Consider the following 24,926-nt stretch of genomic DNA (forward strand, 5'->3'; position numbering starts at 1 on the left):
GAAAAAGATGGAATACCAAAAACCTATTCCGGTAAAAACCCAAGATAATACCCCATATTGGGATGGGGCAGATCGTCATGAACTGATTCTACAAAAGTGTAATAGCTGTCAGGAATATTCGCATCCTCCTGGACCAAGTTGTGCAAAATGCGGAAGTACGGAACTAAGTTGGGAAAGTCAAGGTAGTGACATAAACGGGAAAGTTTATTCGTATATCATTTCCTATCGTCCATTTCTACCAGGATTCCAAGATGATTTACCACTCATCATTGCAATTGTCGAATTAGATAAATTGCCTGATGTCAAATTAATCGGGAATATTCTGCAGTGTCCTACCGATGATGTTCATATCGGAATGCAGGTCAAGATGACTTGGGAGAAAATGACGGAAGAACGTTCTTTGCCACAATGGATTCAAGTATAGATCATTCAATTTAGACTGGTAAAAAAGGGGGAAAGAATCAATGGACTTTTCGTTTTCAGCAAAGGAAGAAGAATTCCGGCATGAATTAAGAATGTGGCTTGAACAAAATTTACCTGAAGGTTGGTTAAATGGATCTAGCCAGGTTTCTAAGGATGAAAGTGAATATGCCGCTTTCTTAAGGGATTGGCAAAGGAAATTATATGAAGGTGGCTGGGCTGGGATAGCTTGGCCGAAAAAATATGGTGGCCGGGAAGCTACGTTGATGGAGGAAATTGTTTATCAACAGGAAATGGTTCGTGTTAAAGCACCGCCTCTTGTAAACTATGTAGGTCTTAATATGGTGGCTCCAACACTTATGCAGATTGGTACGGAAGAACAAAAAGAAAAGTATATCCAGAGAATCCTCACAGGAGAAGAAGTTTGGTGTCAAGGATACTCCGAGCCAAACGCTGGATCAGATTTATCAGCTATCCAAACGAGTGCAGTAAAAGATGGAGACCGTTGGATCATTAATGGTCAAAAGGTATGGACAAGCTTTGGGCATCTAGCGGATCGCTGCTTTTTACTTGCTAGAACAAATCGTTTTGATAAGAAACATAAAGGGATTACGGTGTTCCTCTTGGACATGAAACAGCCAGGAGTGGAAACCCGACCTATCATTCAAATGGATGGGCAGCATGATTTTAATGAAGTGTATTTAAATGACGCGATTGCATATGATGCTGAAATTGTTGGAGAAGTGGATGAAGGATGGAAGGTTTCAATTGCTCTCCTTATGCATGAGAGAACGGGTATAGGAGCACAGGTTTTCACATTGGAACAGCAATTCAATGACCTCGTATCATTGACAAAAGAATGGAAAGAGGATGACAAGCCGTTAATGGCCGATCCACTTGTTAGAAAAACGATGATAGATTTATATACTCGTTCCCGTGGTTCTTTATTAAATTATTATCGGAATTTAACGAAAACAATAAAAAATGGTTATCCAGGAGCCGAGGGTTCCATGGATAAATTATTAGTAAGTGAACTCACAAAGGACTTACTTTCTGAATCAATATCCCTGCAAGGTCATCAGGGAGTTCTATGGAAAGAAGATGCCATTTCAGGTCAGTCATATTGGCAAGATAATTATCTCTATTCATTCGGCCAGACAATTGGTGGAGGGACGAGTGAAATACAAAAGAATACAATTGCTGAAAGAATTCTAGGCTTACCGAAGGATATGGGACGCTAAGTCTAAATAGGGGTGATGAAAAATGGATTTTTCTTTAAATCAAGAACAAGAGATGTTTCGGGGGTATGTCCGAAAGTATTTAGATGATGCAGGTCAAACAAAGGCAGCTCGTGATTTTATCAAGGGTGATACAGAATCATTACTAGCCCTGCAAAGAGGAATGGCCGAATTAGGCTGTACTAGTATTAATATATCAGAAGAATATGAAGGAATGGGATTAGGACCTTTGGATTTAATACCTGTTCTTGAAGAATCCGGTCGTTCATTAGTACCAGGACTTTATTTAGAAACGAGTGCATTAGCTGTCCCCTTATTAGAAAAGTTCGGTACGGAAGAACAAAAAGAAAACTATCTACCCAATATAGCGAATGGGACTCAATCATTTTCTCTTGCATGGTTAGAGAGGGGCGGAAGTTATGGTCCTTCTGGAATTAATCTATCTGGAAAAGTAGAAAATGATCAAGTGATATTAAATGGGGTAAAATCGCTTGTTCCAGATGCCGAGTTAGCCGATCATTTTATCGTAACGGTCCGCACAGATATAGGAAAAGGTACAGAAGGGATTTCGTTAGTTATTGTCAATCGTACCGATCCCAATCTAACTATTCAAAACCAAAAAAACATGGATGAGACGCGCAGCTTAGGAAAGCTTACATTTAGTAACGTTAAAATTCCAAGAAATCAAATCCTCGGAACTCTTCACAAAGGCTGGGATGTTCTCCAAGAGGGTTTACTTTCCTTCAATGCTGCACTTTCAGCTGTAATAGTGGGAGCTATGGAGAAAGTAGTGGAGATGGCTACCGAGTACGCAAAAATTCGTGAACAGTTTGGCCAACCAATTGGAAGATTCCAGGCGATCAAACACAGAATAGTAGATATGAAGACAGACTTGGAAACGGCAAGATCTTTGGCATATTATGCGAATTGGGCATTGGAAAGTCATGCATCCGATCGTGTTCAGGGCATTGCTTGCGCAAGAATCTTTGCTACGGATGCCTTTACCCGTATCTCCGCTGATAATATACAAATTCATGGAGGAATTGGTTTTACAGAAGAAATGGATTGCCAGCTATTTGTAAAACGGGCCCGATTCTATGAGAATTATTTAGGCCGTACAGATCAGTTTTATAAACAAGCCGCAACAGCATTAGGGTGGTATGACGAAAGTGCGGTAATCATGCCTGTTTGAAATATATACTCATTTTGAAAGGCGGAGTTGAACTTTGAAAATAGCAAATGAAATTAGGGATTTTCAAAACATGATCAACGGGAAATTAATTCAATCTTCTTCCGGAAGACAAATAGAAAGTATCAATCCATCTACGGGAAAGGTATGGGCCACTATTCCTAACAGTACAGTCGAAGATGCCGAATCGGCAGTAAGGGCAGCAAGGCGTGCTTTTAAGGGCTGGTCTACCCTACCAGCTATGGAGCGGGCAAACTATTTGAGGAAAATTGGTGATCTGATTGTCCAACATGGTAAAGAACTTTCGGAGTTAGAGACTAGAGATAATGGGTGGGTCATTAGGGAAACGAGTTACGGACTCATTCCGAGTTTAGCAAGTTACTGGTACGATGCAGCAGGAGCGACAGCTGTAGGAAGCAAGGGAGATACCGTCCAGTTGGGTTCATCAAGTGTTGGATATACATTACGGGAACCTTATGGGGTGGTTGTAGGAATACTTCCATGGAACTCACCTCTTTTTACTTTTACCGTTAAAGCAGCCTATGCCCTTGCTGCAGGGAATACCGTCATAATCAAACCATCTGAACTGGCCTCTGTCGCATCATTAAGGTACGGTGAATTAATTAATGAGGTTCTTCCCCCTGGTACTCTGAATGTTGTTTCAGGGGATGGAGTGGAAGTAGGTAATACATTGGTCAGTCATCCTAACGTGAATAGAGTCAGCCTAACTGGATCCGGGGCAACGGCCAGGGCAATTGCCCAATCAACGGCTAAAAATCCAAAGCCTATGACGTTTGAACTTGGTGGAAAATCAGCAAACATCGTCTTTGAGGATGCCGATCTTGAAAAAGCTGCACAAGGTGTTACACTCAATGGGATTTTCACTGGGAATGCAGGCCAACTATGTGTAGGTGGTTCCAGGATCCTTATTCAAAGATCGATTATTGATGAAATGGTGACCAAAATGAAAGAAGTGATCACCGAGTATATCCAACTAGGAGATCCGATGCATCCTGAAAGCGCCATGGGGCCAATTGCTAATGCCATACAATATGAAAAAGTGTGCTCGTATATAGAATTAGGTAAAAAAGAAGGGAGAGAAATTATCATCGGCGGTCGCCACGGAGGAAAGGATCTATTGCCGGATATGCCACATTTAGCGGAAGGTTACTGGATTGAGCCTACATTAATCAGGGTGGATAGGAACACCCTTCGAATTTGCCAGGAGGAAATATTCGGTCCGGTGGCGACCGTCATCCCTTTTGATACGGAAGATGAAGCGATTGCTATGGCCAATGATACTGAATTCGGTTTAGGAGCAGGCGTTTGGACGACCAACTTGAACCGGGCACACCGAATGATTCGGAAATTGGAGTCAGGAAATGTCTGGGTCAATACATACCGGACAGTAGGTCCTGAGTTGCCTTTCGGTGGACAAAAAAGTAGTGGATACGGTGTGGATTCTATTATGGAATTCACACGTGAGAAAACATGTTATATTGATATCGGTTAATCTTCGAAGGTAATTGAAGTGGTTGGAGAAAGGCGGTAATGTATGGAGCAAGGAGCTAAAGGCGTATTCTATGGTTGGTATGTTGTATTATGTGGGTTCTTTATAATGTTTGCCGCTTACTCTATAATAAATTCTTTACACAGCTTATTTATGGTTTCTGTTACTGAAGATTTAGGAATAAGTAGAACCACTTTTTCAATTGCTCTTTCCATAGCTGGTCTTGGCGTGGCAGTAGCTTCCCCCTTTATGGGAAAGCTACTGGCTAAGGGTAATATGAGATTGATCATGTCCATTTGTGTAGTGGTGGCGGGCTTGGGATTCATGTCATACTCATTAGCCAATTCAGCTCTATACTTTTGTATTGTTGGCTTTATGATAGGTATCTGTGTCGCGGGTTTTTCAAATATTCCCATTTCCATTATGGTAACGAACTGGTTTTATGAGAAAAAGGGAAAGGCCATGGGTTTTGCTTTTGCAGGATCAGGAATAGGCGCTGCGGTGCTTAGTCCTGTATTAACTACCATCATCACAAACTACGGATGGAGAACGGCCTATGTTATAGCGGGAATACTTCTCATTGTCTTAACATTGCCGTTTGTTTTACTATTTGCCAAGAAAAGTCCTTCCGAAAAAGGACTAGCCCCACTTGGTGCCGATAAAATGGAGTCAACTGAGAAAATAGAGACAGCGAAGAGCGGCTTAATGATGGGCGAAGCCAAGAAGACAGTAATGTTTTGGATTTTTGTACTAGGAATCGTTTGTTTTGCATTGGTAGCAGGGGGTGTACAGATGCATATTCCCGCTTATTTAATAGATATTGGTCATCCCGCCATCTTTGCCGGTACGATTTTTGGCCTGCTTTCCCTCGCAAACACAGTGGGGAAATTGATTTTAGGTACTGTATTGGATAAGTTCGGTACCGCTGGAGGAGCTATCTATGTAGGGATATGTATGACTATTGCTATGTTATCCCTCCTGTTGGCAAAAGGCCCTGCTTTCGCGTACTTATTTGCGATTGCTTTTGGATTCAGTGTCGTTATCTCGACATTAGGCCCTCCATTCATGACAAACGATATTTTTGGTAACAAGGATTTCGGAGCAATTTTTGGAGTCGTACAAGTCTTCTTTGTTGCAGCAGGTTCCTTAGGTGTCATTGTTTCCGGCTTAATCTATGATCTCACTGAAAGCTACCGTGTTGCATGGATTTTCTTTCTTGGTTTATTTATCTTCAGTATGATTTGCGTGCTAGTTGCTAATAGCATGAAAGGGAAAACAAAAGATAAATTTACAATGGAGTCAAATAAAGAAATCATATCATAAGGGGTAGTTTTGAGCTTTTTCATCACTATAAAACTGAATAATCAGTAAAATTAGGCTGAGGGGTGATTTAGCCCAAATTGAACAAAAAGTGAGGAGGTAGAAACGTTTAACAACATTTCCACCTCCTCACTTTTCCATTATTTTACTCGAAAAGGACTTAGACGGCCCCATTCGGTTTTATCATGTGCTTCATGCTTTTTTTAAAATCTTCCATCCCATAAGGCCACTCTATAAACGTTATAGAGATTTTCGTTGTTTATACATATATAGTTACTCTAAGAGAGTTTACCATTTTTATGCATCAACAAAATGGGGTTGAGAGTTGAGGGAAATAATGAACAGGCAATAAAGTAATAAAATATAAATGATTAAGAAACACTCAAACTCACTTGGAAATCTTAAGGCTCCTCAAAGAAAATCACAATGATAAATATCTGTTCCTCATTTATGTAAAAAGTTAAGCACCAATCTATCTATCTGGACTTCCTTCTAAATAATTCGATTTTCCCCCTATATCTTGGTTGTGACTAAAAGTGCGATACACATGCCAACATGCATTACCTAAGCAAGTTTTTATTATTACATACATTTGAAATATAACAGGTAATAAACAGTAAGCTTACACCTAGGCTTATTAAGGAAAGAGATCTTCATAAAAAAACACTTCTATAACACATGGATAGTTAACTATCATTTTTAACCCATTTTTATTAAACGCTTTTTGGTAAAAGTATTTTAATAGTTTTAATATTCTGTTAATTGTGAGATACTTATAATTAACACTACCCCATTCAGAGAATCTATGAATATTTTTTTAGAACTCATAAATTTTTCCACAACACAAAACTTCCATTACAAGATTCTTCTCTTTTAACTTTCCAAATTAGTATTATGGCTTCTTTTGCATGTGATTGTCCGATTAATGATTATGGTTTCTGACTTTGATGGGGTAGATAACCAAGTATGTCCTTAAGTTGTGAATAGGAGGCGATTAATGGGCTAATAACACGAACGACATGAGTTCATCATCAGGTAATCTTTGAAAAGATAAGCCTACATATAAAGTAGGCCATTTTAGGAGGAGAATTTATTTGAAACTTAGAAATAAGATTACAGTAATAACGACCACATTATTGCTTGCAATGTCTTCAACAGCCGCTTTTGCTGTGGAGCCAGGGCTGGATAAAATGCCAGACCCAGTGGACCCACAGTCATGGGTGAATCCGGAGGATATGATGTGGAATGATTATAATCCAATTCCGGGTATTGACTGGAATAACACCGATATTAAACCGGAAACAGAACTTAAAGGGGCCTTGATTTTGGTCGACTTTCCGGATCAGGATTTTATCTTGACAAAACCTAAGGGCTCAGAACTTGTCGGTAACCCACAAGTGGCTGCTGTTCCTCGTGAAGAACTAGGGGAGTGGTGGAAAAATTTCTTGAATGTTCCTAGCAAACTCAACAACTACCAGACAATAGATAGCTTTTGGAAAGAAAACTCTAATGGAAAATGGGGCGTAACCCTTGAATCATTTGGTCCATACCGTTTGGATAAAAATGAATTTCAATATGGGCTAGAAAGCAGTCATAACTCTAATACACTCCCAAGTAACTATACAAGCGGAAACCTTTTTCAGGATGGCATAAATGCCGCTGCCGCCGATATAGCCGCTTTGGGAGAAGAATATGACTTTGCATTCATCGTTCATGCCGGCTATGATGAGTCAACTGTATGGCAGGAACTCGGCGAAATGATGTTCCTGAATCCAGAATCGGTGCCTGATGCATTTGGTCCACCGGATTTACCTGGATTTGAAAACATGCCAAACTGGGCAAAAACTCGTTATGTACCATGGACTTCTTATTATGCAGCTAAAACGATATGGTCGGCTGCATCTAGTGCAACGATTAATGGGAAAAGGATTCGTGTTTCTACTCAAGGTGAAAGTGATGGAATGGGCACATTTGCTCACGAATTTGGTCATATCCGGGGCCTTGGCGACAACTATAATAATGCAGCTCTTGACCCTAGAACCTATTCGGGTTATTGGGAAACAATGAGCCGTGGATCATTTAATGGTCCCGGTGGAACACATACTCGCTGGATGATTCCTTCTACTCTTGGTGCTTCTTTACCAGCAGCGCATATGCTTCGTAATAAGATGAAGCAGGGATTTATTGAAGAAGATGAAGTCTTGCAGATAAACCGTGATGAATTAAAAGAATCTGGACCAGTATTTGCAGATATTATCGCGCGTCAAGCACCAATTGGCAGTGAATTTGGCCGGACCGGACTCTACGGTATCAACATCAGCATGAAAGATTTAACACCTACAGATTACCTTGCCGGTGACTGGCGTAATGATATTCTAAACAATAGATTGTACGATAACTATACCCTTGAAGTTGTAGACCGATTTGGCACGGATTCCTTTGCAGCAGACTCCGGTGTATTGATAGCCAAGACAAAAAATGCGGAGACTGCTCCGAATATTTGGGTAGTTGATTCACATCCTGAGGATATCAATCTGAAAGATTTTACAAGACCTGACGGCACAACAGCAATGGTTGGCAAAGGGGACCCCCGTCAAACTCTTGATGCTTTATTTAAAGCTGGGAGTGGGGCAAGTTTAGTTGCAGGAAAGTTCGATGGTTCAATTGATAAAGATACTATTGTCAGTGAGTATAACGATCCATACAACAAACTTCATTTCTATATTTTAGGGAATCATAAAGACAATGATGGCGTAGTTCGTTATCAAGTTGCCATCCGTAACACGGATGGTGCAGGTGCCTATAAACGCGGGGTAAATGTAAGCGCTGGAACTATAAAGCCTGCCGTCCAGGACAAAGTGGCAGTATATAATTTTAAAGTCACTAACACCGGCGAGGCAAAGGATCTTATTCGTGTCAACGCCTCTGCAGGTAATGATTGGACAGTTCAACTTGATAAAAACGTAGTGGCTGTGGAGCCTGGAGCAACCGTCAATGTACCGGTATACGTGAAAATTCCGAAGGGCAAGACTGCCCCGGCCACCCTTGCCTTTACGGCTACTTCAGAGACAGATCCTAATCAAAGTATTACCGATACGAATCTTTTGGCAAGCAATCTTAGCGCAACCGGTCTAAGTTCTATTATTGATAGCTTTGCCAAAGAGGGAGCCTTTAAAGCAGGTGCAGCGCAAGCTTTGAAACTTCATTTGGCGGGCGTTGACCAATTTGAAAAATCAGGATCTGCGGATAAGGTTGTCAAACAAATGATTGGTTTTAAAGTGCTGTTGGATCATCAAAAAAATACGAATGTGATCTCCGCGAAAGCGTATAACAGTTTGAAAGCGAATGCCGATGCAATGATTGAGGTCTGGCAGTAGGTTAGATTACATGTCAGGATATGCCTTCTGTGCCGGGGGCGGCCCGGCATAGGGGGTAACAAACTCAAAAACTTTTAAAACGTGAAGGTGGCAAATTATTGAAGAGAAAAGCCGGTTAGTGTACAAACCCATGTTAAAAAAGGGGAGGTCGTTACTTATAAAACAAGTGACGGAATCCTGATTACCCATCGGATTGTTAAGGGGCGGGGACGCAATACATAACAAAGGGCGATCACAACAATGCACCGGATTCCCCAATATATGGTGGGTATCTATACAGGGGTTACAATTCCCTATATCGGTTATATCGGTCACTTTGTCAATTCACGTGAGACTAGCGCTTTACTCCTTATTCTACCGGGGGTGTTGTTATTCTGCAATGCAGGTTTTACCATTTGGCAGACCCTAAGGGGAATTGGAAGTAAAGAAGAAAGCGAAGGAACAATATCATTTAGCCTATTTATCCAGTTCGAATCGGTTATAAAACTACAACTTAATAGCCGTTCAAAAATAAAATCCCTGAAAAAGGGGGAAAAAGCTTAAGGAGGAGTAAATATGGAATTGAAAAAGAAGTTAGGTATGGGAATTATGGCGGGAATAATGGGGGTATCTTTAATTGGGGGGGGAACTTTCGCGTACTTTAGTGACAGTGCAGATGCGAGCGGTACGTTTGCGGCGGGGACACTCGATTTATCTGTGCAACCCACAAAGATTATTGATATCAGCAACATCGCTCCTGGAGACTCGATGACGCGTGTTTTTGAACTGCATAATGACGGGACACTAGATATCAAAGACGTGACGTTGGGTACCCAGTATTCCGTGGTTGATACCAAAGGGGATAACACGGAGGATTTTGGCAAGTATATTGAAGTGGAATTTCTGTACAATATGGACCAATATAATGAAATCATTTACAAAACAACATTGGATAAGCTAAAGGGTATGAGCCCAAAAGCGGTGTCAGAAAAGATATTTAACGAAGCTCTTGATGGTGGCATCCTTAAGGTGGGCGATGAACATGATTTAGTAGTGAAGTTCAATTTCATTGATAACGAGGGAGATCAAAATCAATTCCAAGGGGATAAACTTAAACTATCATGGACTTTTTACGCCACACAAGGCAAAGGTAGAGACCTATAAGATAAAAAAAGCTGTGTCATGGCTGTTTACTTATTTTGATTGGGACACTTCTCTATCAAACTTAATTATAGATTTTCGCATTTATGAGATTCATAGGAAAAAACCAATAGAATGGATGGGACAGTTGGAGAACTGTCCCGTCTCATTTAAGAAAGTTTAGAATTGAGAAACCAAATTGGCATTTATTTGCTGCTTGAACTTTGCCCTATAAAGTTACGTTTTTACAATACCCAGTAAAATATCGGAGGCATTTTAAAGCTTATTAAGCTTTTTATTTGATGGGTAAACTCAAGTCTGATCAGTCAGCGACAATGACTTTGGAAAGTTATCAAAAGTAGGAGTGAAGATAATTGAGGAATAAAATCACAATTTTATCTATTTTATCATTGTTATGTTTACTTGGTGCCTGTTCGTCTTTAACCTCTGTCAATGATAACGATATACTTATTAAAACGAAAAGTGGAAATATCTCCAAAGATGATTTATATAAGGAAGTGGTAAATACCGAACGGGGAAAGGAATTGGTTCAGGAATTGGTTTATATGCAAATATTGAAAGGTAAATATGAGGTATCTGATAATGAAGTGAATCATCGATTAACAGAGATTAAAGAACAAGTCGGTGATAAAGATGAATTTACAATATTTCTACAAAAACAAGGATTTAATAATGAAAATGAACTAAAGGATTATATCGAACAATCACTTTATTTCTTAAAAGCAACAACAGAAGGGTTAAAAGTCTCGGATAAACAAATAAAAGATTACTATGAACAAAATAAAGATCAATATACAAAGGTGAGAACTAGCCATATTCTCGTGAAAAATGAGTCAGATGCTAAAATAGTAGATGAAGAACTCAAAAAAGGAAATGACTTTACTGAATTAGCAAAAAAACAATCGACAGACAAGGTGTCTGCATCACAAGGCGGAGATTTGGGTTATCTTTCCGGTCGAAGCCAGGAATTGGATCCGACTTTTCTTGCTGCGGCTATGAAGTTAAAAAAAGGTGAAGTGAGTGAGCCAGTCAAGACACTATTTGGTTATCACATAATTAAGGTAACAGATAGAAAGGAGAAACCATTAAGTGAAGTGGAAGACCAAATTAAACAAACACTTATGGAAAAAGACGCAAAACCGGTACAAGAGGTATTAAACAATTTGAATAAAGAAATTGAGATAAAAGAAGATGTATTTAAAGATGTATTTAAGAATGTAGAATCAAAAGAACCAAATATGTCCCATTAAGGTTAAAATGTTCAACTATAATTTTTCACTTCAGTTTACATAATGCATGTTATTGTACTATTCCATAACTGACGGGCGTATAGTTGTTATGAAATGGTTGTATTTTTTGTTATAAGTGTCTAATAAGAGGATTGTTACAATTGAACAAAACTGATCTAGTAAATACTGTAGCGACACCAGCAGAACCAACAATAGATGATGCTAAAAAGATGGTAGAAGAATACTTGAACAGATTTCTACTACCTGCGAAAGAGGAGAAAGTCCAGTTAGTTGGATTGGTACATTTGAAGTGCGTAACCGTGCAGCATGAATGGGGAGGAATCCGCAAACAGGAAAAAAACTACAAAGTGCGGATTCTAAAGTCCCAGCATTTAAGCAGATAAAGAATTAAAGGAAAGCTCTTAAATAAATTTATACTTGTTTAAAATCGTCTTGGGACTCATGTATCAAGGGGATTTTTTTTCATGTTATTTTAGGTACTTATAGGACAGCCCCCTGAAATTTTGAACAGGACCCATATTAGCATTCCATAGATAGATTAATTAAAACGTTTTTCGCCATTCGTCATCTTCTAATGCCACTCCATCAGTGCTGACGTAATTCACGATGAGTTCACCTCGAACAAGAGCGCGGTCGGTTTTAATGGATTGAATAATACTGTTAAAATCATTTTCATCTGAATCTTGTTTTTTACGGTGAATTGTAAGAAGGATAGATGGTGCAACATCATACTCTTTATAACTTTTTGGATGATTCGGGTCAATGTCTAATTCTCTTCCAATCTCCCTATCAAAAAGGACAACTAATTCACTAGAATCCCCTATTTTAGCCTGGATTTCTTCATAATTGTTACTATCAGTAATTTCTTTCATTTCCACTGATGACTTTACATCCCCAATTTTTTCTTCGATATAGGGCTTTATTTCTTTTTCTGAATCATCTCTCCATTTATTAGAAATAAAGGAATCCTCCATTTTTCCAGTATGCACGTTAGAATACACAAGAAATTCTGTACCATACTTTTCCTCTCTAACTTTAGCGGCGTATTCAAACTCATCAAAGTTACCCATGTTATCGTATAACACGTCGTATACATACGTTTTTTCTTTAAAATTTTCCACTAGATATTGTTCCGCTTGCACCCGGACTTTCTTTTCTTCATCAGGATCACCCTTCATACCTTGTGTGAAGGAATACATCAGGATGACTACTCCTGCTAATATTAATAGAAAAATTACAAGTAAAATCAATAAAATCTTTTTTGTGTTACTCACGATATGCCCCCTATTATCCATTCTCTTATTTCCATTATATTCTAATGTTTGAGATATACAAAAAGATATCCAAATTTACTGATTTATCTCTTGGAAAAATACTATTTCCTTGTTGCTGAGAATCTCTACATTAGAGCAGTCATTTGATACAATAGTTTAATCAGTTGTACATAAAGGAGTGTTAAGTCTTGGAAGCCTTCCAAAGGGATTTGAATCATAATCGTGACGAATATAGAAGGATTAAATGGGGAAAACATCGTGAACGGGTAACAGAATTATTTGATACCGTTTTTTCCAAACAAGCTTTTGTAGATAAAATAGGGATTATTGGAGCGGGCAATTGTGATGATCTGGATTTAAATCATCTATCAACAAAATGTAATTCGATTTATTTATTCGATATAGATAAAGAAAGCATGGTAAATGGAATCAAGAACTTTTCAGAAAGTACTCGCAATAAAATTCAGTTAGTTGCAATGGATGTGACCGGATTGGATAAAATAAATTTCGAACAAACACTGACTTACATGTTGGAGCTTGGTGAAAAGACTGAAGACATCATTCAATACGTATTGAATATGAAGGATAAGTTATCAGAAATCGTTCATAATGAATTCAATGATTATATTGGCCAATTTGACATATTCGCAACATCGGCCATTTATACTCAATTATTTTATAATTGGGCGTTAGATACTCTTGAAAAGAATAAACACCACTATGAACAATTTGATTTAGTAAGAATGAAAGATGGATTTTTGGATGTAAGAGATCAGATTGTGCTTAATTTGCAGGATGTAGCCTTCAAGTGTTGTACTGGAAATGGGTTCTACATAACCTGGTCCGATATCTTGAAGATGGAACCAGAATACATTGAGACTACCAATCAAGGAATTAACGCCATTTTTTCATTAGCTTCCAATGTCGGGTACGGGGCCGCATTAATTGCCATCCAGCATTATATGAGTAAAGTGGATCGGCAAGATTTTTCCTTGCGCCATTGGTTATGGGATTTCGATGAAAATAAGCAATATTTATCAATCGGGCTATTGGGAAAAGTGAAACAAGTTTAAGGAACATCAGAGGACAATAAGGATATTAGCACAGACCTGCATCAAAAAAATCAAAATCCTACTTTCATATAAAGAGATCCTTTCTACTAGAAATCGAATAGAAGGGATCTCTTTATTTTTGAAAAACCTTACTAGTTATCTGCCACATCCAAAATAGGAAATATATTATTTGTAAGATTTTTCATAAACTTTTTAAACCCTCCATATACACACCAGCGAAGTTTGAATCGTTAAACTAGTGATTACTGGTAAAAAGGAGGACGATGATGATGGACTCACGAGAATTAACATATTTCGAACATACTATAGAAAAGCTAAAGGAAGCTTATGAACAAGTTTCAAAAGATATTACAAAACAAGACCACTCCTATAAAGAGTTACAAAAATATATGATTGATTACAAAAGTGAAATCGATAAATTTGAGATATATGATTATAGCCAAACGTTAAATATGATTGACCGACGGGGTTTTGCTCAAGTTACCGAACGAGAGCAACTAGAGAAACTAATCGATTCCCCATACTTTGGTCGATTTAATTTTGTTTATGAAGGCGATGAACCAGATGAAGTGGAATCATTTTATATAGGCCGTTTTGGATTTAGTGATGAAGCCAGTAATAATCTCATCTATGATTGGCGTGCTCCGGTTTGTAATATGTACTATGAATTTGAAATAGGAAAAGCTTATTATGAGGCAAAAGAAAATCATTTTGACGGTGAAATTGTTTCAAAAAGGCAATTCAAAATCGAAAATTCCAAAATTGAGTATATGGTTGAAAGCTCATTAACAATTCAAGATGCTGTGTTACAAAAGACTTTAAGTGAGCATGCGAATGATAAAATGAAAACTATCGTGACCTCAATTCAACGGGAACAAAATAAAATTGTCCGTAATGATTCTGCCTATAATGTCATCATACAAGGTGTCGCGGGATCGGGGAAAACGGCAGTTGCTCTGCATCGTATTGCGTACCTTTTATACAAATTTCGAGATACCCTACAAGCAAATCGAATTTTTATACTATCCCCTAACAAAGTTTTCGGTGATTATATATCTTCAGTCCTACCGGAACTTGGCGAGCAGCCAATCCGTTCCTTTACTATAGATGATTTAACGGAACAGTTACTTCCTAACGACTTAACTTACGTATCGTTTGAACAAGAGGTAAAAGATATTTTAGCAGATCCCAAAAGTGGCTATGCAAAAAGAGCTTCGATCAAATCAACTTATGCTTTTGTAGAACAGTTAAATGCTTTTTTACAAAGATTGAACTCAACCTTATTTAAAAATGGTACCCTATCGGTTGCTGATTATGAATTCACAACAGAATATTTGCAGAATCGTTTCAGCAAATATGCAAAAGAACCCGTACTTATTCGCTTAGAAATGATAGCTGACGATGTAATGAATGTTCTCAAGACGAAGCGCCAAGGTGAACTAAAACTACCCAGTAAAAACGAAATCGTAAAACGATTAAAAAAACGGCTACTTATTAACTCCGCAATCGATATTTATAAAGTATTTATGTCGGAATTCAGTGAAGAAACATTCTATTTCAAAAAGCGGCACTTTGAATTTACCGATGTATATCCCTATCTTTATTGTCAGCTTTACTTTGAGGGTATAAAGACATTTGATATGATACAGCATTTTGTCCTAGACGAGATGCAAGATTATACACCCATTCAATATGCACTACTCGAAAAAGTATTTGAGTGTAAACGTACGATTATTGGTGATTTTAGTCAGGCACTTCTACCATACGAAACAATTTCAAAAGAAGGTTTCGAGCAAATTTTTTCAAACCTGGAATATGTTGAACTAACGACTAGTTACAGGTCATCTTTTGAAATCGCAATGTATGCGAAAAAATTCATGCGTAATTCGACAATTCATCCAATCGCTCGTCACGGAGAGGAACCAAAAGAAATCCCCTATAAAACAATGAATGAAATGATTTTGAGATTGCTTGGATCTATTAAAAATGATTTCAAATCTACAGCCATCATTTGTAAAACGGAATCAGACCTTGTTTTGTTAAAAGAACATGTAAACCATTTGCCGATTCACCTAGTAGATGCTCATACAGAAAAATTTGAAAAGGGGATTATTTTAACAACAATACAATATGCAAAGGGACTTGAATTTGACTCAGTAATAGTGCCATTCGTAAATGGAACGAATTATCGGAATGAATTCGATCGTGGGTTACTCTATATTTCAACGACAAGAGCAATGCATGAACTAACCATTTTAAAAGACGAAGTAAATCCGTCTCCTTTATTATAAGTCCTCTAATAATGCGATGATTGACTTTACGTCTTTCATCGCATTTTTTAAATTTATCTCAAGTTCATCTGTAACATGTAAAAATTCATCAGCAAACTTTGGTGAATTTAAAAGGGATTGAATATCCCGTGCGGTTTGCACTTCTTCAATACCTTCTATTAAATGATGTATGGCTGCAATGGAAAAATAAGCAGTACGGAGCGTACGAATAATTAATAGTTTCTGAATATCACGCTCTGAATATTGACGTCGGTTTTGGGAATTTCGTTTTACCGTAAATAAGCCATTTCTTTCCCAATTCCTAAGGGTTTCTTCCGTTAATTGCAGATTATTTGCTACTTCTTTATGAGTGTATGTCTCAGTATGGACTACTACCTTCGTTAAAATCTTTTCAACTATTTGGACAGCACGACAAGTATAAGAATACTCCGCTTCTAAAAATTGCAGATATTTATTTGCTTCTATTAATGCCTCGCTAAACAGCTCACTACCACTTAATCGGACAATTCGGGTAGCTTGTTTGCGCAGGTTATTTTGAATGAATTCTTGTCGAAAAGCATAGCGAGCGATTTGCATTTGAATTAGATGGATGTTTGAATATCTCCTGTATGTATTTGCTTCTCTGGGAACTGAAGAAATAAACCCCCAATCCTCATAAAGCCTTACAGTGTTAGGGTGAACTTTCACTTTTTTTGCTAATTCATTTGTTCGCATTAAATCACTCCTTCCTTTAGCTTTTCCATTATAGTTAACTTTTAAAAATACAACAACATTTCATATCCCTTAGTAAAAAACAATTGTTGGTAGTGTTTTTTTGTTGTTTTAGATAGTAGTAATTGAAAATAGATAAAAGGTATAAAAAACGGTCCAAAGAATTAACTTTTTGTCTAATGAATGTAACAGTCTATGCAAGTATAATAAAAAGAATAATCCGAAAATTAAATTTTATAGAAAGTCATGATGTTTTTTAGTAAGTATTCGAAGGGAGTAGTGCTCTATGAAAAAGCAAAAACTACTGATAAATGGTAAGAGGTTAAGTGACTCACTTGAAAAATTTGCAGATTTCGGACGTACTGAAAATAATGGAGTCACCCGCCTTTCGTTGACTGAAGAAGACCGTTTAGTCAGAGATTACTTTTGCTCTTGTTGTGAAGAATTAGGAATGTCGATTAAAGTTGATGATATGGGTAATATATACGCTACATTAGAAGGTTTGGAGAATAAACCGCCAATCGTCATGGGTTCACATATGGATACCGTGAAAAAAGGTGGGCGCTTTGATGGAATCCTAGGGGTGGCTGCTGGGTTGGAAGTGGTTCGTACCTTAGTAGATAATGATATCAAACCAAATGTTCCAATCACGATCGTCAATTTTACAAATGAAGAAGGAGCAAGATTCGAGCCTTCGATGATGGCCTCCGGGGTCCTTTCGGGGAAATTTGAAAAAACTACGATGATACAAAAAAACGATAGTGATGGAATTACTTTTGAAGATGCCCTGAACTCGATTGGGTATGCAGGAGACATTGAGTCCCGCCTAAAAGAGGCCACAGCCTTTTTAGAATTACATATTGAGCAAGGACCTATCCTTGAAAGAGAAGCTTTGAAGATTGGTGTAGTGGAATGTGTTCTTGGAATGGTCTGCTACGAAATAGAAGTGACTGGCGAATCAGACCATGCTGGAACCACTCCTATGAATATGAGAAAAGATGCCTTCTTTACGACAAATAGTCTAGTCACAGAAGCCATTCAAAAGTTAAATCTTCTTGATGAAGATTTAGTTTTTACCATAGGGCGGGTAAATGTGCATCCTAATATTCATACAGTCATTCCGAATAAAGTAGTTTTTACATTAGAAGCGAGACATAAGGATCAACAGGTTATTGAGCGTGTAGAAGAAATTATAAAAGGGCTAATACAGTCAGGCTCAAATGATGGGTGTGAAGTCACTGCCACAAAGCTATGGGGACGCGATACGGTTTGGTTTGATGAGTCACTTTGCGATTTATTAGAGCAATCTACTAATTCATTGGGGTATTCCTACAAAAGAATGGTAAGTGGAGCTGGGCATGATGCACAATTCATCGCAAGCTATATCCCTACCGCGATGGTTTTCGTTCCAAGTGTCAACGGAAAAAGCCACTGCGAAAACGAACTGACATCTTGGGAAGATTGTGAAAAAGGTGTGAATGTCATCTTAGAAACAGTCCTTGCGATACAAGCTAAATAGGCAGATTGAAAAAACACTACTAATATATTACGTGGTTTCCTAAAAGGGCAGATTTCATATGAAATCATGCCTTTTTTTATTGCAACTTACCATGTTGGTGAAATGTATTTCTAAAGATAATGGAGCCTTCCGGATTTAGCTAAATGAAGGGTCGGAATTCTATAATAGGAAAAAAATGGTTTTAAAATAGAGAGGATGGGTAATTTAAAAAAACAAATATATTTAGGGTGTTCAATGGCAAGAGGATGCGAAGGAGAGATGGAATTGTTCTTTTCTAAGGAGTTTTTACCAATAGGGAGTGTAGTTGGAGTCCAAGGTGATTCAAGGCGTTTGTTAATCATCGGTCGTCTGGTGTTTTCTGAAAATCATAATGTGGTTAAAGATTATACAGCTATTGAATATCCAAATGGTTATATCCATTCGAAAGAAAAATTCATTCTTTTTAACAAGGATGATATAGACGTTTTGTATCATTATGGGTATGTGGATGAAATGGAAGTAAAAGTTGATCAATTACTTAAAGAGGCGGAAACAAAGGGAGGCGATTCGAAAATTGAAGGAGGCCAAATAAGTGGGGGTATTTAAATTTAATAAAGACTTGCCTGATATGGTTTCTGGAAGCGTCCGAAAATTAGAAGATACGATATTAGCCGTTTATAAACCCATCGTTTTTTTTAGTAAGGAACTTGAGAATCATAGCGGTGAAGCTGTTACAGCGCTTAAGACAAAATTGAGTAATCATATCGAATTTTTTAACAAAGCTAGCGTTGGTTTACTGTATTTTGCTGATACTGTTATGAACTTTGTATCAATGATTTTGAGTACGGATGAATCAGGTTCAGTAGAGACTGTACCTCAGAACAACCGTGCAGTGCAGCAATACGAGTTTTCTTATGAAAATATGAGTAACGAAATTAAACTAAATGCCTACACATTAAAAACAGCAAAAAAAGAATTTTCTTCTAACTTAGCTAGCTTAAACGAGTTGTTAAAAGACTTTGAAAAATTATTGAATGATGTACTTTTTCATACGGAGTTTCCTTGGGGGGATGTTGCCGATGTGTGGGAGGAAGGAAAGGTGCAAATTACTTTCCTTTTATCCACGTTTTTAAAAAGTGTCGAAGAACTTAGCACTGACGCGGATGGAATTATTAAAGAGCTTGAACGAGTAGATAATCTCATTGCTCATAACCTAGGGAAGTGTGAATAACCAGGAAAGGATAAAGAACCTATGTATAAAGAGCCAGAAGTAACGAGTTTGATCAATTTACACACTAGCCGCGCAAATGCTACGGTATTATTAGCAAATTCCAAACTTGTAAGAAATACATATGCAAAGATTTGGGGTTTTATTGATTCAGGCAGTATAACGGAATTGGCTGGTACTATGATTATGTTTGACTTCTCTGATTTGAAAGCTGAAGTGGACCAATACATAAGTGATTTAGACGAGTTAAGGTTGAAGTCGGAGAACAAAAAACTTCAGTTAAAAGGCGATCAGATTGAAGAAGAACTATTAAAACTTACGAATATTATTTCTCAATGTCAGGAAATTTCACTTTATTATAATATGCTCAAAAGTGAAATATCTGAAATTGAATTAGATTTCGAAAATGCTGTCCGCTATTATCGTTCGCCGATGCGACAGGGATTAAATGATATTTCAATCATTTATAATTCCATGAAAAATATTAAAGGACCTATGGGGGACTTTGAAGAAGTATCAGTTTATATTCATGGAATCGAATCAAACGGGAACGAGTTTTTGGAAAGTGCTAAAAAGGCTTCTGTTGAGGGTGACGTAATCGTTCATGTGAAACGTAACGGAAAGAAAGAATATTATGTTGTGAAAATGAATGAATATGGCGAAAAGGAAGTGCTTGCACTAGACGATTTTCAATCCTTACAAAAGGAAGATGCCTTTAAATATCCTGAAGGACGTATTCATTTAGTTTATGATACAGAACAGTCAAATGAACATAGACAGGAAACCAGTGATGATTTAACTAGATTGCTCTCGGAAATGGGGCTTATAAACAAAACGACAAAACTTAATTTGTTTGGTCATAGTTATGGAGGCAGAAGATCTATGCAATTTGCAATGGATTATCCAGACTATGTACAGAGCATTACTACTATCGGCACACCTTATGACAAAAACAAACTAGCTAAAACGGGAAACAGTTTACCTTATGTTGCTGAAAAAATAGGGCAAGACCCACGGCAATTTACAGATTTTTTGGATTTCAATCCAGAAAATAAAAGGGAGGATAATGGAATTCTCCATAGCAATGTCTATACCGATCTATCTAAGGAAGAAATGAAAGAGGACTTACAAAATCTCAAATCTGCAAATCCTGAAGTATATACTAAACTTGAAAAGATGAATATAATAGCTTCTGCCGGTTATCGAATGGAGACGGTATATTATGAGGGTGGGTCTATGGAAGTTAAAACAGAAAGCGACGATGTAGTCTCATTGGAAAGTCAAAATGCAAACAATCTTGAATCATTGATTGATGAAAGACCGCAATATGAGGTAGAGGGTGTTAGCACAATAAAGAATCCAGGTCATGGTAATGAAATTAAAGATAAAGAATTCATTGAACTCATAAGACAAGTTAATACAGACAAATAATTAGGAGCTAAAATCTATGAAAAAGTGTTTCTTTAACGGAATCGTACTTTTAATCATTATTTTTCTCATTGGATGCGGACCGGATCTTTCAACAACAAAAAAACAAGAGGAAGTGAAGTACTTGCTTTATATAAAGGGATTCCCTGAAACGGATAATGAGTCACTTTCTCGATTTATGATCAATTTTTTCGCTCCGAATTATGGTAATCCTCTTTTTATGGAAGACGGCGTTAGCGTAAATGCCATAAGAAAAGGGTCTGAAGAGTTCTCCCCCATTCAATACTTTTCGTATGGTAAGGTATTCCGTGACTTTTACAAGCCCTTGTTAGGTTTAGAGGATGTGTCATCAACATTGAACTCATTACAAAATAAAAATATAAAGCAGGAGGTTTTTCTACCAGTAAAACCACTGCATGAATATAATCTCCCTTTAGTTGAATTGGAAAAAAAGAATAGATTACGAATTAAGACCATGGAAGGTGAGAAAACACTCAATTTGCCTGGCATTTTAAATCGATATAGTTTGACGGAGACCGATCGGCTCAGTTTTAATATAAGGGGATTAAGTAAGGAATCAATGGCAATTGAAATACAACAATTAAATAAAAAAGAAAGTGGGTCAATTTTTCTTTTCGTAAAAAGTGATTTTTCAACGGTAACCGCCAGTAAACTGGTACCAGATGAACTTCAAAACGTCGTTGATTCTGAAGAATTGAAAAACTTTGAAGATTTATTCGTTAAGACTGATCCATCAGGGGAATTCTTTAACATCCTGCATTCCGAAACGATATGGAATAAAAAGGAACATACTGTTTTTAGGATTCATGAAAAAGATGTTCTTCTTAGTGATGATGGGAAGTTTGTCTATTTAAATGGAACGAAAGAAAGCTTTAAAGATGGGATACAAAGGATACAGACTATAGAAAATTATAAAAAAGGAAATGAGAAATACGAAAAAGTATTTAAAATAGATTTTATGGATATAGCAAAAGAGCTTAATCTAAAAGCGGATAGTGTCAACTTTGCCCATATTAATTTTTTTTACGATGACTTAATCGTATTAAGTGTTGATTACGAAGCAAAAGTAGTTGGAACAGCAGGTTTTACGAATGTATTAATTGATCTTAACGAAGATAGCGATAATTCTAAGGCTTATCTGGTGGATTTGGGGGTCCAATAACACCTTAAAGTTGATATATCAATACCCATGTCAAACTTCGATAAGGTAAACTATATAGGCAATTATTTGGCTAACCGACATCGGTTGGCCTTTTATTAGTTGCGATGAAATCCTGTAAATCATAAGGACACCAAGATGCCTTTTTTAGTAGACTTTGCCTGTTTCATTTTTTCTCAATATTCCGTATACTTATATTATTAGGAGTTACAGAGAGAACGTAATGTATCTCAAAATGAAGGTGCATGAGCGGGGGGATTAACATTAAATTTTCCATGATATTGGTCTTTATCATCATGATTGCTGCCTTATTTGGTACCATGGCTTTGGGTGGAAAAAGCGATGAAAATTATTCAGGCGCTGTTAGAGGCAATTTAACCAGGCTAACTTGGATATATGCCGTCCTAGGGATTGTCTTAGCTCTAGGAGTGGGGATTTATATAGTCACTGTATAAAACTAAGGGAGCGTTTCTTCTAACCGAGAAACGCTCCCTTTAGTTTAAGTTGGTATATCCATGCTATTTGTTCATCCTAAATACACGGTAGCCTAAACTATTTCCATAAGTGAGGGTTAGACGATAATGTTCTTCCAGTATTCGGCTGTAGGCTTCATTAGAAGGCAGAGGCTTGACATGTTCCGCTTGAGCATTCTCTAATTCTTCTATAACCGTAATGGATTTTAGAATTTCCAGGTGTGAAAATCCTTCTTTTTCAAAAGCACTTATCCATTCAGATTGTGTCAAGATGGTTTTAAGTTGATAAAAATTCATGATTTCCTCTTTATGTTCACCAGGCAAAATACATTCCGCTGTCATATCTATAGAGATTAACGTGCCTCCAGGTTTAAGGACACGGTAGTATTCCCGAATGGATTTTTGAATGGTAGTGAATGATGTAGATGATTCAGCTATGATAAAATCAAAAAAATCTTTGGGGAAGGGCATTTTTTCAATGGAGCCCATAAATACATTCACCGGTAATTGAACTTGTTGTAATCTTTTCGTTGTCTTATTTACCATTTCCGGATGATTATCCATTGCATAAACCTGACAACCATAAGTTTCGGCTAGATATTGTGAAGTCTGGCCAAGTCCACATCCAGCCTCGAGGATCTTATCATTTTTATGAATGTCTTCATTTTTTAGAATACTTTTGGTTAGTTCAAAACCTCCTGGATGGGCCCCTTCCAATTCATAAAAGACCAAGGCATCTTGGTAAGAGTGTTTCATTCCTGTTGTCTCCTTTTTCCATGTAATTGATTCATAGTATGTCACGGAAGTTAAAGTGGATATGATAATTGCTTTTTATAGTAGGTGTTTATCTATGCAAGCTAGTCCCCTTCTGCATACCATGTAGAATCGAATATAAGGGAAGTGTTTATTAAAGTGGGATATAACAATCAAAACTATTTTCATAAGTGCAGCCAAGGAATTGGGAGACCGGTAGAAATCCGTACAAATAGAGGAACAATCCATAGGGGCATTATTCATAGGGTAACACCCAACAAAGTCTATATTCGCCCATTTAATAATGGAGGTAACCTTGGTGGATTTGGCTATGGTGGATATTATGGGGGATTCGGTTGGGGAGCGGCTTCTGGGTTCGCTTTTGGAGCAATCACCTCATTAATCTTCCTTGCATTCCTTTGGTAATAGAAAAAGATTCTTTAAAAACCTGTAAGGCAATGGCCACAGGTTTTTTTTCTATCTTTGTATTCCTAAGCGGAAAGGTACAATTAAATATTAAGGTACTAACAATAAGTATAATCACTCTAAACAATAGAATCCCCTTAATAAAAATTGTAAATGATCTATTATTAGGGGGATCATTTCATTCGAAACATTCTTTTATAACAGCTTCACATAAAACTACAGCCATTTCGCTAGAATTAGATGATGCGGCAATTTTTTGAAGGAGACAGAAACCATTGGAAAGGAAGACCTATTATCCCTTACTCACCCTAAACGCACGGTAACCAAGACTATTTCCATGAGTAAGCATAAGGCGATAATGCTCTTTGATGATATCATTTAAGGTTCCTTTGAAAACCGGAGAATCGCTCGAGCGTTGGTTGGCAGCTGAGTATCTTTTTAACTCTTCTAAAACTGTACTGGAATGAAGGATTTCCGTATGTTTGAACCCTTGTTCTTTAAAGGCACGTACCCATTCCAATTCAGTCGGAATATTTTTAAGTTTATAGAAATTCATCAATTCAACTTTCAAATTGGCATGCAATGCAATTTCCGCAGTCATATCAATTGAAAGCAAAATTCCGCCAGGTTTTAATACCCTATAATATTCTGCAATGGACTTGTTGATTTCCGTAAAACCTGTGGTGGACTCAGCTACAATATAGTCAAATGAATCGTTGGGAAACGGTAATTCTTCTAAGGAACTCATATACACTCGAATAGGCAAATTGGCTTTTTGAAATCGCTGTGCTGCCTTTTTAACCATCTGTGGATGATTATCCACCGCATAAATGTGGCATTTAAAGGTTTCTGCCAAGAAATGTGATGTTTGCCCTATCCCGCATCCTGCGTCGAGTATTGTGGTATTCGTATCAATTCTCTCATTCATCATGATGTTTGATGTCAAATCGAAACCGCCTGGATGAGCACTTTCAATCCCGTAGAAGGCTAAGGCATCTAGATATGTGTGATACATAACTTTTATCTCCCTTGGTGTAGTCATATACATATTTTATGCTTTAGAATGAAAGGGTGACTAAAACATTCATGTCCTAGGTTGAATATTAGTGGACGTATTAGGAGTTGCCTCAGAAATAAGGGGCGGTTT

At 37.4% G+C, this 24,926-nt stretch carries 22 protein-coding genes; 18 read left to right on the forward strand and 4 right to left on the reverse strand.

Annotated features, from left to right (window positions below; translation table 11 throughout):
- Positions 1-7: 7 nt before the first annotated feature.
- The 9 genes from AC503W_RS09660 to AC503W_RS09700 all read left to right on the forward strand — a co-directional run bounded on the left by AC503W_RS09660 (position 8) and on the right by AC503W_RS09700 (position 11,827).
- Positions 8-424, forward strand: a complete 417-nt coding sequence (locus AC503W_RS09660; protein WP_427687280.1) for a Zn-ribbon domain-containing OB-fold protein — start codon at positions 8-10, stop codon at positions 422-424.
- Positions 425-464: 40 nt separating this feature from the next.
- Positions 465-1,661 (forward strand): acyl-CoA dehydrogenase family protein, encoded by a 1,197-nt coding sequence (locus AC503W_RS09665; RefSeq protein ID WP_427687278.1) that lies wholly within the window; start codon positions 465-467, stop codon positions 1,659-1,661.
- 22 nt (positions 1,662-1,683) lie between these two features.
- Complete coding sequence (locus AC503W_RS09670; protein ID WP_407407314.1) at positions 1,684-2,850, forward strand: acyl-CoA dehydrogenase family protein; 1,167 nt, start codon at positions 1,684-1,686, stop codon at positions 2,848-2,850.
- Positions 2,851-2,884: 34 nt separating this feature from the next.
- Positions 2,885-4,360, forward strand: a complete 1,476-nt coding sequence (locus tag AC503W_RS09675; protein WP_494917080.1) for an aldehyde dehydrogenase family protein — start codon at positions 2,885-2,887, stop codon at positions 4,358-4,360.
- A 42-nt stretch (positions 4,361-4,402) separates the two neighbouring features.
- Positions 4,403-5,680, forward strand: a complete 1,278-nt coding sequence (locus tag AC503W_RS09680; protein WP_427687272.1) for an MFS transporter — start codon at positions 4,403-4,405, stop codon at positions 5,678-5,680.
- 1,091 nt (positions 5,681-6,771) lie between these two features.
- Positions 6,772-9,054, forward strand: coding sequence for a M6 family metalloprotease domain-containing protein (locus AC503W_RS09685; protein ID WP_407407311.1), 2,283 nt, complete (start codon positions 6,772-6,774; stop codon positions 9,052-9,054).
- 555 nt (positions 9,055-9,609) lie between these two features.
- Entirely contained in the window at positions 9,610-10,197 is a 588-nt protein-coding gene (locus AC503W_RS09690; protein WP_494917083.1) for a TasA family protein, read from the forward strand.
- A 350-nt stretch (positions 10,198-10,547) separates the two neighbouring features.
- Positions 10,548-11,444: a peptidylprolyl isomerase gene (locus AC503W_RS09695; protein WP_402991672.1), complete on the forward strand. Its 897-nt coding sequence runs from the start codon at positions 10,548-10,550 to the stop codon at positions 11,442-11,444.
- 140 nt (positions 11,445-11,584) lie between these two features.
- Positions 11,585-11,827 (forward strand): HU family DNA-binding protein, encoded by a 243-nt coding sequence (locus AC503W_RS09700; RefSeq protein WP_402991675.1) that lies wholly within the window; start codon positions 11,585-11,587, stop codon positions 11,825-11,827.
- 159 nt (positions 11,828-11,986) lie between these two features.
- Here AC503W_RS09700 and AC503W_RS09705 read toward each other — a convergent pair whose 3' ends face one another.
- Positions 11,987-12,718 carry a hypothetical protein gene (locus AC503W_RS09705; RefSeq protein ID WP_494917086.1) on the reverse strand — a complete coding sequence of 244 codons (732 nt, stop codon included), beginning with the start codon at positions 12,716-12,718 and terminating at the stop codon, positions 11,987-11,989.
- A 188-nt stretch (positions 12,719-12,906) separates the two neighbouring features.
- Here AC503W_RS09705 and AC503W_RS09710 point away from each other — a divergent pair, with 188 nt between their 5' ends.
- Both AC503W_RS09710 and AC503W_RS09715 read left to right on the forward strand, forming a co-directional pair.
- Positions 12,907-13,791 carry a hypothetical protein gene (locus tag AC503W_RS09710; RefSeq protein ID WP_494917087.1) on the forward strand — a complete coding sequence of 295 codons (885 nt, stop codon included), beginning with the start codon at positions 12,907-12,909 and terminating at the stop codon, positions 13,789-13,791.
- 263 nt (positions 13,792-14,054) lie between these two features.
- Positions 14,055-16,082, forward strand: a complete 2,028-nt coding sequence (locus AC503W_RS09715) for a HelD family protein (protein ID WP_494917089.1) — start codon at positions 14,055-14,057, stop codon at positions 16,080-16,082.
- On the opposite strand, the gene AC503W_RS09720 is transcribed toward AC503W_RS09715, so the two are convergent.
- A complete protein-coding gene (locus AC503W_RS09720; RefSeq protein WP_427591327.1) occupies positions 16,077-16,796 on the reverse strand; it encodes a MerR family transcriptional regulator in 720 nt (239 codons plus the stop codon). The genes AC503W_RS09715 and AC503W_RS09720 overlap by 6 nt on opposite strands.
- 283 nt (positions 16,797-17,079) lie before the next feature.
- Between AC503W_RS09720 and AC503W_RS09725 the strand changes: the two genes are divergently transcribed.
- The 6 genes from AC503W_RS09725 to AC503W_RS09750 all read left to right on the forward strand — a co-directional run bounded on the left by AC503W_RS09725 (position 17,080) and on the right by AC503W_RS09750 (position 22,582).
- Positions 17,080-18,312 (forward strand): Zn-dependent hydrolase, encoded by a 1,233-nt coding sequence (locus tag AC503W_RS09725; protein ID WP_403080098.1) that lies wholly within the window; start codon positions 17,080-17,082, stop codon positions 18,310-18,312.
- Between the two features lie 195 nt (positions 18,313-18,507).
- Positions 18,508-18,897, forward strand: a complete 390-nt coding sequence (locus AC503W_RS09730; RefSeq protein WP_402959540.1) for a DUF4176 domain-containing protein — start codon at positions 18,508-18,510, stop codon at positions 18,895-18,897.
- Complete coding sequence (locus AC503W_RS09735) at positions 18,884-19,522, forward strand: hypothetical protein (protein ID WP_427687258.1); 639 nt, start codon at positions 18,884-18,886, stop codon at positions 19,520-19,522. The genes AC503W_RS09730 and AC503W_RS09735 overlap by 14 nt, the downstream gene beginning before the upstream one ends.
- Before the next feature lie 21 nt (positions 19,523-19,543).
- The gene (locus AC503W_RS09740; RefSeq protein ID WP_494917092.1) at positions 19,544-20,950 is read left to right on the forward strand and encodes an alpha/beta fold hydrolase; all 1,407 of its coding nucleotides are present in this window, start codon (positions 19,544-19,546) and stop codon (positions 20,948-20,950) included.
- A gap of 121 nt (positions 20,951-21,071) precedes the next feature.
- Complete coding sequence (locus tag AC503W_RS09745; RefSeq protein WP_402991692.1) at positions 21,072-22,130, forward strand: hypothetical protein; 1,059 nt, start codon at positions 21,072-21,074, stop codon at positions 22,128-22,130.
- Positions 22,131-22,372: 242 nt separating this feature from the next.
- A complete protein-coding gene (locus AC503W_RS09750; RefSeq protein ID WP_494917095.1) occupies positions 22,373-22,582 on the forward strand; it encodes a hypothetical protein in 210 nt (69 codons plus the stop codon).
- A 63-nt stretch (positions 22,583-22,645) separates the two neighbouring features.
- Here AC503W_RS09750 and AC503W_RS09755 read toward each other — a convergent pair whose 3' ends face one another.
- On the reverse strand, positions 22,646-23,356 hold the full coding sequence (locus tag AC503W_RS09755) for a class I SAM-dependent methyltransferase (RefSeq protein WP_494917097.1): 711 nt from the start codon (positions 23,354-23,356) through the stop codon (positions 22,646-22,648).
- A 156-nt stretch (positions 23,357-23,512) separates the two neighbouring features.
- Between AC503W_RS09755 and AC503W_RS09760 the strand changes: the two genes are divergently transcribed.
- Complete coding sequence (locus AC503W_RS09760) at positions 23,513-23,779, forward strand: hypothetical protein (protein ID WP_402872900.1); 267 nt, start codon at positions 23,513-23,515, stop codon at positions 23,777-23,779.
- Between the two features lie 292 nt (positions 23,780-24,071).
- Here AC503W_RS09760 and AC503W_RS09765 read toward each other — a convergent pair whose 3' ends face one another.
- A complete protein-coding gene (locus tag AC503W_RS09765; protein WP_402959553.1) occupies positions 24,072-24,794 on the reverse strand; it encodes a class I SAM-dependent methyltransferase in 723 nt (240 codons plus the stop codon).
- Positions 24,795-24,926: the final 132 nt, after the last annotated feature.

The organism is Peribacillus suis (assembly GCF_059384845.1).